8 protein-coding genes are annotated in these 11,244 nt (G+C 53.3%); 4 read left to right on the top strand and 4 right to left on the bottom strand.

What is annotated here, in order from left to right; translation table 11 throughout:
* Positions 1 to 1,075: 1,075 nt before the first annotated feature.
* Both htpG and VFO10_RS26995 read right to left on the bottom strand, forming a co-directional pair.
* Entirely contained in the window at positions 1,076 to 2,992 is a 1,917-nt protein-coding gene (gene htpG, locus VFO10_RS27000; protein ID WP_325145126.1) for a molecular chaperone HtpG, read from the bottom strand.
* A gap of 159 nt (positions 2,993 to 3,151) precedes the next feature.
* The gene (locus VFO10_RS26995; RefSeq protein WP_325145125.1) at positions 3,152 to 3,418 is read right to left on the bottom strand and encodes a hypothetical protein; all 267 of its coding nucleotides are present in this window, start codon (positions 3,416 to 3,418) and stop codon (positions 3,152 to 3,154) included.
* A gap of 170 nt (positions 3,419 to 3,588) precedes the next feature.
* Here VFO10_RS26995 and VFO10_RS26990 point away from each other — a divergent pair, with 170 nt between their 5' ends.
* Positions 3,589 to 4,686, top strand: a complete 1,098-nt coding sequence (locus VFO10_RS26990; RefSeq protein ID WP_325145124.1) for a DUF2225 domain-containing protein — start codon at positions 3,589 to 3,591, stop codon at positions 4,684 to 4,686.
* An 82-nt stretch (positions 4,687 to 4,768) separates the two neighbouring features.
* Here VFO10_RS26990 and VFO10_RS26985 read toward each other — a convergent pair whose 3' ends face one another.
* On the bottom strand, positions 4,769 to 5,425 hold the full coding sequence (locus tag VFO10_RS26985) for an outer membrane protein (RefSeq protein ID WP_325145123.1): 657 nt from the start codon (positions 5,423 to 5,425) through the stop codon (positions 4,769 to 4,771).
* A gap of 229 nt (positions 5,426 to 5,654) precedes the next feature.
* Entirely contained in the window at positions 5,655 to 6,005 is a 351-nt protein-coding gene (locus tag VFO10_RS26980; protein ID WP_325145122.1) for a DMT family protein, read from the bottom strand.
* 116 nt (positions 6,006 to 6,121) lie between these two features.
* Between VFO10_RS26980 and VFO10_RS26975 the strand changes: the two genes are divergently transcribed.
* From VFO10_RS26975 to VFO10_RS26965, 3 genes are all read left to right on the top strand, one after another.
* Positions 6,122 to 8,974 (top strand): 7TM diverse intracellular signaling domain-containing protein, encoded by a 2,853-nt coding sequence (locus VFO10_RS26975; protein WP_325145121.1) that lies wholly within the window; start codon positions 6,122 to 6,124, stop codon positions 8,972 to 8,974.
* Between the two features lie 160 nt (positions 8,975 to 9,134).
* The gene (locus tag VFO10_RS26970; RefSeq protein ID WP_325145120.1) at positions 9,135 to 10,121 is read left to right on the top strand and encodes a triacylglycerol lipase; all 987 of its coding nucleotides are present in this window, start codon (positions 9,135 to 9,137) and stop codon (positions 10,119 to 10,121) included.
* 69 nt (positions 10,122 to 10,190) lie between these two features.
* Positions 10,191 to 11,105 (top strand): hypothetical protein, encoded by a 915-nt coding sequence (locus VFO10_RS26965; RefSeq protein ID WP_325145119.1) that lies wholly within the window; start codon positions 10,191 to 10,193, stop codon positions 11,103 to 11,105.
* Positions 11,106 to 11,244 lie beyond the last annotated feature (139 nt).

Below are 11,244 nucleotides of genomic sequence, written 5' to 3'. Positions count from 1 at the left end.
AAGTTCTTGTCCACCTTCATCAAGGATTTGCAGAAAATCTTCCTCGACTCCCGTGATTGACATCTGACAATCAAGAGCTCGGGTATTGTGCCGGTTATGAAGAGGCGAGCAGGAAGCTATGAACGTCAGTGTGGAAAAGATCAAATATCGCAGAATGTTGGTTCTATTCATGCCATGCCTCATCACTGCAGCTTCAGACGTGGAAGCAGCCGAAAATGTGCATTTCCGGCAAGGAAACTGCGACAACTTAGCAGATATACGATAAAAGTCAAGGCGGGCTTGGCCGGAAACCCCTATCCACCAAGGGGTCTACGATATTCGCATAAGCCTCCAAATCTCAACGCTGTAACCAACTAAAAATAGGAACAGTTTGCGGGTAAGGTAAGTTTTCCTCAAGTTTTGTCTGTCCGGAGCCGATATGAGCGCAACTCTTACACTTGCGGACGGATAACCTGACCATGAAAACCAGACTCCTCATCCAATCTGTGACGATTTGCAGCTTGTTCCTGTCATGTGCTGAAGCACCCGAGTATACTCCAAGGCAGCCCGTGACAAGCACAGCCGGTACCAATCAAAGCGCGACCAAGACTCCTTCGACCTCAGATGCTCAGAAAACTGCAGAGAATAAAGATACTTCGACAATGACGCCGGAGGCTCCCAAAGCCACGCCGACTCCAACGCCGACCCCAACTCCCAGCGCAGCTCCTGCTCCCAACCCGACTCTCGGAGTGGCAGCAACAGGCAAAACGCTACTCATGCAGTCATGCACTGTGAGTTGCCATTTAACTGGAGGCACCCCGGGTACAACCATAGATGCCAGGAACGATACGATGCTCGCGGATGCTCGGATGAACCCTAACCATGCGAACCTCGCTATATTCTTTACGCGACCAGCGGCTGGTACTCCAGCGACATCCTTCTCACACGTGGCTGCATACCTAATGAAGATTAATCCAACAGCTATCGTACGAGGTCCAACTCTGCCGGATCCACAGCCCTGATATTGAATTAGAAAAAGGGCCTAAGACGCTCCGTTTCAGCAGATAGAAAAAAAGGGGCCCGAAGGCCCCTTTTTTCACATATGAGTCATCAAGTTGGCAATCTGCCGGCTAAACTTCATCGGATCTTCGATCGGCGATCCTTCAGTGAGCAGCGCCTGGTTGTAGAGGATCTCCGCCCACTCTTTCTGAGTCGTCTCAGGTAGATCCTTCATCCGACCAAACACCGGATGGTTCGGGTTGATCTCCATGATGCGTTTCTGCGTCGGCATCGACTGGCCCATCGACTCCATCATACGCGCCATGCGCGCTGAGGGATCGTAAGCACCGGAGACGAGGCAGCAGGGAGAATCGACGAGTCGGGTCGAGATTTTGACTTCTTTGACCTTTTCGGCGACAGCGCCCTGGATAGTGTCCAGGAGAGTTTTGAACTCCTGCTCCTTGGCTTTGACTTCTTCCTCGGTTTTCTTTTTTTCTTCCTCGGTATCAAGATCAAGACCCTCTTTCGTAATCGAACGGAGGTGATGATCCTTGAACTTCGAAATGGACTGCATGACCCACTCATCCACCGGATCAATACAGTAAAGAACCTCGAAACCTTTAGCCTTCAGGCGCTCAAGGTAAGGGCTGTTCTGCAGGGTTTTCAGCGAATCACCCGTAATGAAATAGATTTCCTTCTGCTCTTTCTTCATCCGGCCCACATACTCAGCCAGGGTCGTGAGCTTATCGGACTGACTGCTATGGAAAAGGCTCAATTCTTCCAGCTTCTCTTTGTTCGAGAAGTCATTGGTGATGCCTTCCTTCAGCGTCGCACCGAAGTTCTTCCAGAAGGTCTCATAACGATCACGCTCATTCTTCAGCATGCCGGAAAGGTGATTGATCACCTTGCTCACAACAGCTTTCTTGATCGCCTGAACCTGACGGTCCTTCTGCAGAATCTCGCGCGACACGTTCAGCGAAAGATCCGAGCTATCAATCACGCCGCGCAGAAAGCGCAGGTGAGCAGGCACCAGGTCTTCACAGTGATCCATGATGAACACGCGGTTCACATAGAGGGAAAGGCCCCACTTGGTATCACGGTAGTTGTAATCAAAGGGCACGGTACCGGGAATGAACATCAGCGCCGTAAATTCCTGGCTGCCTTCGGCACGGTAATGGATGCGCTCGAACGGATCGCTCCAGTCATGCGAGACGTGCTTATAGAATTCCTTGTACTCATCATCCTTCACTTCACTCGGCGAGCGGAGCCAGATGGCCTTGCGGCTGTTCAGGACATCGTCCTCTTCCACCGTCTTGGTCTTGCCTTCGATCGGCTTGCCTTCGGCGTCCAGCTCGTCCTCTTCCTTCGTGGTCTTCATCTTGATCGGCCACGCAATGAAGTCGGAATATTTTTTCACGATGCGGCGCAGAACCCATTCATCCGAGAAGTCCTCGACGGAATTATCATCGTCATCAAACTTTTTCAGATGAAGAGTAATGGTCGTGCCGTGACCTTCGGGACGCTTCACATTGTCCACGGTGAAGGAACCATCACCCGTGCTTTCCCACAGCGTTCCTTCCTCAGTCCCTGCTTTTGAGGTATGCACGGTGACGCGATCGGCGACCATGAAGGACGAATAGAAGCCCACACCGAACTGACCAATCAGTTCAGGTTTATCCTTGGCTTCCTTGGCTTTTTTCAAGAATTCCTTGGTGCCCGAATGGGCGATGGTTCCGATATTCTGCAGCACCTCATCGTGGGTCATGCCGATCCCGTTGTCGATGATGGTCAGCGTGCGTTTGTCCTTGTCGGGAACCAGGCGGATATGCTTTTCCTCGTCCGAACTCTTCCACTCGGAGTGGGAAAGTTCCTCGAAACGAAGCTTATCCAGCGCGTCCGAAGCATTCGAAATCAGCTCGCGCAAAAATATTTCCCGATGCGAGTATAGCGAGTGGACCATAAGATCCAGGATTTGTTTGACTTCGGCTTGAAACGCACGTGTTTCTTTTGCCATGAACCGCTCCTCATGTTAGTCCGAAAAAGTCGATAAACTCCTCGTATAACACCATGAGCTTTGTTTTGCAGCTGTCAAGAGCAGGAGCGCAATTTGAGGGGCGGGAAAGCCAGGGGGTGACAGCCGGAAGGCCGACTGTCAATTTTTTGACATAAGGAATCAGGTGGCCGTGGCAGGCCCGGTCAAAGGATGCAGGGACTCCGGAAGACTGAGGACCGGCTGACGCTCCTCTTCCTTCGCGACCGACTTGGAAAGCGCCTCTTCGGCCGCTTCAAGATTCATAATATTCAATAAAGCCGAGCGTTTACGGTATGGATTGAACGAGCTTTTGGGTGGTGGTGTCTGGCTTGTTGGCCCGGTGATATAGGCGCTCAGGGCACTCCGCGACAGCACACTGGCGTGCGGCTTAAGATCAGCATTTTCCATCATCATCTCCAGAAGTTGAACATCAGCAGGGAGCTACGTCGGCCCTCAAAATCCATGAACCGACTCCTGGATCCTGCACAAAACAAGCCACTCTAACATACAATAAGAGATAGGCTGGCGCACCCAAAGTCGCCATGATCTCTTATTAACGCATTGCCAGTGAGAAATCTATGAGCCAGGAAGCGGGGATAAGCCCCTTTCAAACCGCCCAGGCCCGTTGCGTTATCTGCGAAAAGGAAGCGAATTTCAGCCGGCTGAAGGCGACTCTCTATAGCGAGACGAAGCGCGACATAGATTTGCGTCCGGTCACGGTCCTTTGGTCCAAGAAAGTGGCCCCCCGCGTCGATCCGAAACTCTTTTATTTCTGGCAATGTCCCTACTGCTTTTTTACCGCCGACCATCATTTTTTTCAGCATCCTTTTAAAGATGGCAATCTCAGCACGACACGTTTTCGTAAGCAGTATCAAAAGGGTTTGGCTGCTTATACGACGTCCGAGGACATTCATAAGCTTTTGCTCGTCGATCCCGCGGCACCCGGGCAATCGGTCTATCTGAACGGACTGAAACTGAATCTGCTGGCCTGCTTCCAGTGGGAGCAAGTGGACGAGGTCACCAAGGGGGAAAGTCTGCAGCTGGCCGCCTATTATCTGCGCCTCGGCTGGATGCTGCATGATCTGCGGCATGCTCTGACCAAATCCCCCAAAGTCAAAGAGGACGCGCAGGCTCTGATCGGCTCCCTGCGAAAACTCTGGCCGCATTTTGCACCCAGCGAAGCAGCCACTCTGGAAAAGGCCCTCACCTATTATCAGCAGGCCCTGACGAAGTCAGCAGCAGTGAACACGATCCTGCAGGAGGTGAATGTTCGCCTGATCATCACCCGAATCCTAATGAAGCTGAGCCGCATGGGGGATGCGAAAAAATCCATAGTGGAATGCAAAGCGAGGGTCAAATACTACGAGGGATTGATTAAAAAGAAACGCGAGGGCGACAGCAACTTCTCGTCCAGCGATGTGCAGGATATGGAGAGCGCCTACGGAAAATCCCTCGCTCTGCTCAGCCAGGTGGAACTCATTTACGACAAGATAGAAATGACCATCATCGACCGGCAGTGCAAGGCTGCACAGGAACTTTTAAACCAGCATGCTGAAGACAGCTATGAAGATAAAATCAAAATCCTGAAAAAAGCGGGCTACAGCGATAAGGTCGTGCAGAAGATCCTGCCGAAGGAAAAAAAGAAGGGGCTCCTTGGGATGCTGAAGTCCGGCTGAGCGCGGGCCAAAAGACCCAGGCTCTTGAAAAGCCCGGGTCGTCTATCACAGGGAAGTTCGCGTGAACTGTTCAGGAGAGCTGTTAGAAAACAAAGCCAAGAGAAATTTGGCCTTCCTGATTTTCAATCGCCACGTCTTTGTATTTCAGGCCGTCATAAGCCAGCCCAGCGCCTTTCAGCTCCAAATCCACGTCGCTGCGGGCGAATGTATCAGTATATTTGTATTCCAGACCCAAGGTCGTCGCGTAGTTCAGCTTGTAACGAACGCCAGCGCCGACATCGTAGTTACCGAGGTTGGTCGCATCGCCTTCCACACGGATTCCACCTTGGTTAAAGTTATCCAGGGTCAAACGGTGATAGGAAAGGCCCGCCTTGCCGAAGACGGCTGCGTTTTCATTCGCCCAGGCATCAAGAGTGCCGTAGACGTTGGCTCTCAGATCGGAGTAGCCGGCCTCGTCATCGCTGCCATCATAATTGATGTAGCCGACGCCAACACCGACGTAAAGGGGGTTCGCCACGCGGACTTCAAAAGCCGCGCCGCCACCGATCGAATTGATTTTGTCCTGATTTCCAGTGAATTCACGACCAACAGTGAAGTTGCCGCCGCGTGCTTCCACGCCATCAATTTTCAATTCCGATTGCGAAGTGAAAACCAGAGCCTTTACCTGGCCCACATCGGCAAATGCTGGAACGGAAGTCAAAGCCACAAGTCCAACGAGAGAAAGCAGAGTTGTCTTCATAAATGTCCTACCTTTCATGATGCTAATTCGACCCATCTAAGACATGGGTTCTGTTTCAGCAATGCAAGCCGCAGGCCAGCGTTCACGCCGCGGCCTTTGGCTGAAAATGAGTCAATTACTGGGGAATTCGCAGTGTCTCGAATAAATTGACGGGGTAAAAACCACACATCATGGAAATGGGGTGAAGCAGATTTCCGAACAGCTGTATGACCACGGTTACGTTGGATCGTCAGTGACTCGCACCGCTGCCTTCACGGAATATGAAATAAACCGCACCGATGAGGCAGAGCCCGGCCCAGAGAAGATTCAGCTGAGGTTTTTCCTTCATATAAAAAATCGAAAAAACGACAAAAACCACAAGCGTGATCACCTCCTGAATAATCTTCAGCTGAGCCAGACTGAAGAATTGATAGCCGGTTCGGTTGGCTGGAACCTGAAGACAATATTCAAAGAAGGCGATGCCCCAGCTCACGAGTATGGCGATATACAAGGGTTTGCTGTTCATCGTCTTAAGATGGCCGTACCAGGCGAAGGTCATGAAGATATTCGAGAGAATTAAAAGGCCTATAGTCTTCAGCATCATTGACTCCAGGTGTCACAGGATGCTTGCTATTCTGCCGAAACTTGGTGCCATGACCAAGGCTTTTTCTTTAGGAATTGCAGCTTTCCGCCGAAATCCAAGCCATGAAAGTTTTTGTGTTCATTTTTATTCTTCTTCTGGGCGGCGGTCTGCCTGACGGCAAGGCCTATTCTGAACCACGCCTGGACGATGGCTGGCTCGATCTTTCGGAAGCCCAGGCGCCGTCTTTGCCCCTGATCCAACTGCGCGGCACCATGGAATTTCATTGGCAGTATTTTCTGAAACCGGGTGAAGAGCACCCTGAAAGCCGCAGTAAGATCAACTTCCCTGGCTTTTGGAACCTTGTTGAGGAGCGCCCCTATCACAGTTTTGCCAGCTACCGTTTCCGGGTGAAACTGAAGACGACTGAACCCATCACCATACGCTTCCTGCAGCCCTGGACAGCCGCCCGCTACTATGTCGAGGGCCGCCTCGTCCATACCATAGGCAAGGTAGGCACCGGGCCCGGAACGACCCGCGCCGGGGCCCTCAGGCCCTATCTTTATAGTTTCACACCCCGGACCACCGAATTCGAAGTGATCGCTCATGTGGCGAATTTTGATCTTTATGCCGGCGGTTTCGGCCAGGGCATTCAGATCGGCTCGACCGCCGCCGTGCTCCAGGAGCATGAAGAGGTGACCGCACGCGGGCTTTTCATGATGGGCGCGATCGCCATCATGGGCTTTTATCATATCGCCCTCTTTGGTCTGCGCCGCTCGGACCTCTCGACGCTCTACTATGGAATTTTCTGCCTGATGATCGCCATGCATCTGAGCGTCGCCGATCCATCGAACCCTTTCCATATCGTGAGCGACGCCGGCTTCACCACCCAGATCCGCCTCTACAACATCGGCTGGATGTTTGCCACGTCCGCGTTCCTCCTTTATTCGCAGCAGCTTTTTTATCAGGAAATGCGGCGGCGCGTGCCCCTGATCATCACCGGCATCAGCCTCGCCCATGTGAGTTTCATCCTGCTCGTCAGCGTCAGGGCCTTTATACTCTCGACCCTTTTCTACCAGGCGGTCACCGCCGTCGCCAGCATCTATACGCTTTATACTGTTATTCAAGCCGCGCGGCGCAATCGCGAAGGGGCCCGCACGTTTCTGATCGCATCCTTCGCGCTCTTCATCTGCACGGTCAATGATATGCTGGCCCTTCAGGGCGTTTTTGAATCGCCCCCGATGGGTTCCTTTGGAGCCCTGCTCTTCACCTTCGGTCAATCCTTCCTTCTTTCCATGCGCTTTTCCAAAGCCTTCACGCGCGCGGAAACATCCGAGGCCGAAGTCCGCCGTCTCGCCAATGATCTGAAAAGTGAAAGGGACGAGGTCCTGCGTTTGAATGAGACTCTGGAAGACAGAGTCGAAGAGCAGACGCGGGATATTCATTCAATTATGGAGCACATCCCGCTCGGCGTCTTCACCATCGAAGGCGAAAAGCATACGATTCACAAGGATTATTCCCTTTATCTGGAAAGGCTCTTCGAAGCCGAGCAGCTGGCGGGAAAGCCGGCTCTTCCCCTTCTCTTTGAAGGGACGACCCTGGCGGCCAATGAACGCGACCAGGTCTTCAGCACGCTGCATGCCTCGCTCGGACAGAGTGAGATCAACTTCTTCACCAACGAGCACATGCTGCCTCACAGCCTGACCCGGCAGAGGCGGGATGGGGACCAGCGGCAGTTGGAATTGCGCTGGAAGCCTATCATAAAAGATGATGACGTGGAAAAGATCCTCGTCACCGTGAACGATGCGACGGAAATCAGGAAGCTTGAAAGCATGGCCCGCGAGAACGCCGAGGATCTGACCATCGTCGGTGAGATCCTCGCCTGTAAAGAGGATGCGTTCCGACGTTTCCTGCGCAGCTGCCGTGAATTCAACGCGCAGAATCGCGAACTCATCCGGGCCGCCAATCCCCAGCACTGTGATCGCGAGACGCTGAAGATCATTTTTATGAATATGCATACGATGAAGGGCGCGGCGCGAACACTGCAGTTCAAAAAGCTGACCGAGATCTTCCATGATCTGGAGCAGTACTATTCCCATCTGGCCAAACAGGAAGACGCCACCTGGGATTTGGAGCTGATGCAGAAGGACGTGAATATGATTGACGAGGTGGCGGATCATTACGAGGCGCTGGCTCGGGACAAGCTCGGCCGCTCGCTTGGCGATGGCCCGCGAGTTGTCCTGCCCTTCGACACGACGCTCCACAGCTTCCAGAAGCTGGACCGCTTTCTGCACCATGATGCAGCGGAGCCTGCTCTGCTCACGCCCATCCACGGTCTGCTTCAGGAGGCTCTGTTCAATCGTCTCGATAAGGTGCTTGCTGATATTCTAGGCAGCACGGCGTCTCTCGCCAAGGATCTGAATAAACCCACACCCCGTATTGAAATGGAGACAGTTGATCTGTGGGTCAGTCACCGGGCCGAGGATCTTCTGCGGAATACTTTTGTGCACCTTCTGCGCAATTCCATGGATCATGGCATTGAATATCCGGCTGAGCGCGTCACTGTGGGTAAAAAAATGGAAGGGCTGATCCGTTTGGACGTCGAGACGGACGGCGATCAATTGAAGATCTGGTTCTCGGATGATGGCAAGGGTCTGAATCTGCGGCGCCTTCAAACTTTGGGTCAGGAGCGTGGCCTTCTGCCTTCGCACCGGAATGCATCACGCGATGAAATAGCCGATCTTATCTTCGCAGCGGGCATTTCCACCGCGCAGACTCTGACCGAAATCTCAGGTCGCGGGGTCGGGATGTCCGCGGTCCGCAAATACTATCAGGATGCGGGCGGTGATATCACGGTTCACTTCGAAGACCTTCCGTCCCAGCGCGAAGGCTTTGCCGCCTTCCGCTTCTGCATCACACTCCCGCATGAATTTTTCTCGCTTCCCCATCACAGCGCTTCATCAGGCTCCAAAGCAGCCGCTTCCGCGTAAACTCGTGCCCTTCAGCCCCTTAAGATTTTTTTTCCCTTGTCAGCCCTGACTTTCAATGCACTTTCGTTTTTTTAAATTCGATCGACATACAAAGTGGAAGTATACCGGTTTGTAGATAGTCACATAAAGCCGACAGATTTAGACCGATTAGGGGATCGCTATGACACGTTTCATGCTCTCTTTAGGGCTCTTTTGCGCCTTTTTTACGGGATCTGGCCAGAGGCTGTACGCAAGCGAAGAGATTGCGCCGGATGAGTACATCGAAGAGGCCAACCGCGAGGTCGACCCGGACATTGCTGATTATTCCGAAGACGGGGATCTTCGGGCCGCTGCCCGGCCCACCCGCTATCCCATCGTCCTGCTCCACGGCTTTCTGGGCTGGGACCAGGTCTTCGCCTTCGATTATTTCTATAAGGTGCGGGCGACGCTCCGAGGCCAGGGCTACGATGTCTTCGCCACAACTGTCAATCCTGTCCAGACCGTGGCCGTCCGTGCCCGTGAATTGGCACCGCAGCTCGATGCCATCATGCAGGCGACCGGCGCTCCCCGCTTGAATATCATCGCGCATTCCATGGGTGGCCTCGATACCCGCTATCTGATTTCCCAGATGGGCTTTGATCGTAAGATTGCCTCCCTGACGACAATCGGCACACCGCATCACGGTTCACCCATCCCCGGACTCGTCTTCCGGTTCCTGGGCAAAGGCGACAACCTCCTTTATAAAGCATTCGAATATCTGGTGGCTGGATTCCTTGGCAAAGGCCAAAGACAGCCGACGGATCTCGACATCCGGGCCAACCTTCAGAACCTTTCGCCCGAGTTTCTGGAGCGGGAATTCAATCCGAGAAATCCTGACAGCCCGGATGTCTACTATCAATCCTACGCTGGTGTCAGCAGCCTGACCGGCTGGGGCACAGGCGATCGCATGGATCCTTTGCTGGCTCCATTTCAAGTCGCCTTTGGACTCGGCAAAAGAAACGATGGACTCGTCGCTGAAGATTCCGCGGAATGGGGACGCTACCGCGGCACCGTCAGCGCCGATCACATCGATCTGATCGGCCAGCTTTTTGGAAGCACGTCGAGTCGCTTTCGCCATCTGAGGTTCTATCAGACTTTGGCAAGCGATTTGGCTGACCTCGGTTTTTAAGGGAAACTGTTCGGAATCACGCAGGCTGTGGTATGCTGATCGCCTTGGTCTTTACCTGGGGTTTCGGACATGCGCAGTCTGTTTTCTTGTCTTCTGCTCACGGCACTTCTTTTTTCCCTTCGTCTGAACGCTACGGAAAAAAAACTTTATCAACTCGACGTCACGCCGCTCCAGGCGGAGCCGGAACTGGCCCGGGATTTTCAAGCCCTGCAGGAAAAATTTCAGGTGGAAGCCCTGACCAATGCCGAGCATGAAAAACGTCTGGCCATCCTGGAAAAAGTCGTCCGCAAAAAACCCGACTGGCTCGATGGCTATTCCCTGATGGCAGCCGAGGCCTTCTTTTTGGGGTCCAGCTTCACCGATCCCAAGGACCACCCCACCGCGCGCCGTTATCTGGAAGATGGGGAAAAGAAGATCAACGAATGTCTGAAGCAGGCGCCTTCGAATATCCTCTGCAAATTCTTCAAAGCCTCCCTGCGGGCCAAGATCGCCAGCATCGACGGGATCTTTGCGTCCCTCCGCTACGGGCAGTCGGTGCGGGACGCCTGGCTTGAAGTGGTGGACTCCAAACTCGATATGCAGTTCCGTCCCAATGTTTCGCTGCAGGGATCGGTGCACTATGGACTCGGGCTCTTCTTTCGCCTCGTCCCGAATTTCTTTTTGATGGATTGGATCTTCCACATTCGCGGCAACATCGACGAGTCCATCCGCTATCACAGGGCAGCCATGAAATTCGATGGCGATAATCCCTGCTATACCCTGATGCTGGCCGTGTCGCTCCTGTGCAAAGTCAAAGGCAAGTCCAACACCCCGGAATACACCGAGGCCATGAGCCTTCTGAATGCGCCGATGCCCAAGCCGATTGATGTGGCCCAGGCCGTTTGCGTGCATGACGTTCCCAAGATTCGAAACGAACCGAAGAAGACCTGCGGGTACACCCAGGCCAAGTATCAGGATGATGTGAAAGAGGAAGATCTGAAGTAACCTCGGCGCGGACCGGAAAGCTCCTGCTGACTCGGCGTGCGGCCGTCTCTCCCTGAAGACGGCCTCTCCTGTTTTGGAACTAATCCAAAATTCTCATGAAATCTCCTGCCCCAGCTCCTGCCTCCAGCGCAGCACCTGC

This window comes from Oligoflexus sp. (assembly GCF_035712445.1).
Classification (GTDB): domain Bacteria; phylum Bdellovibrionota_B; class Oligoflexia; order Oligoflexales; family Oligoflexaceae; genus Oligoflexus.
Note: the sequence above shows the minus strand (reverse complement) of the source record. Positions and strands in the feature narration are given on the sequence as shown.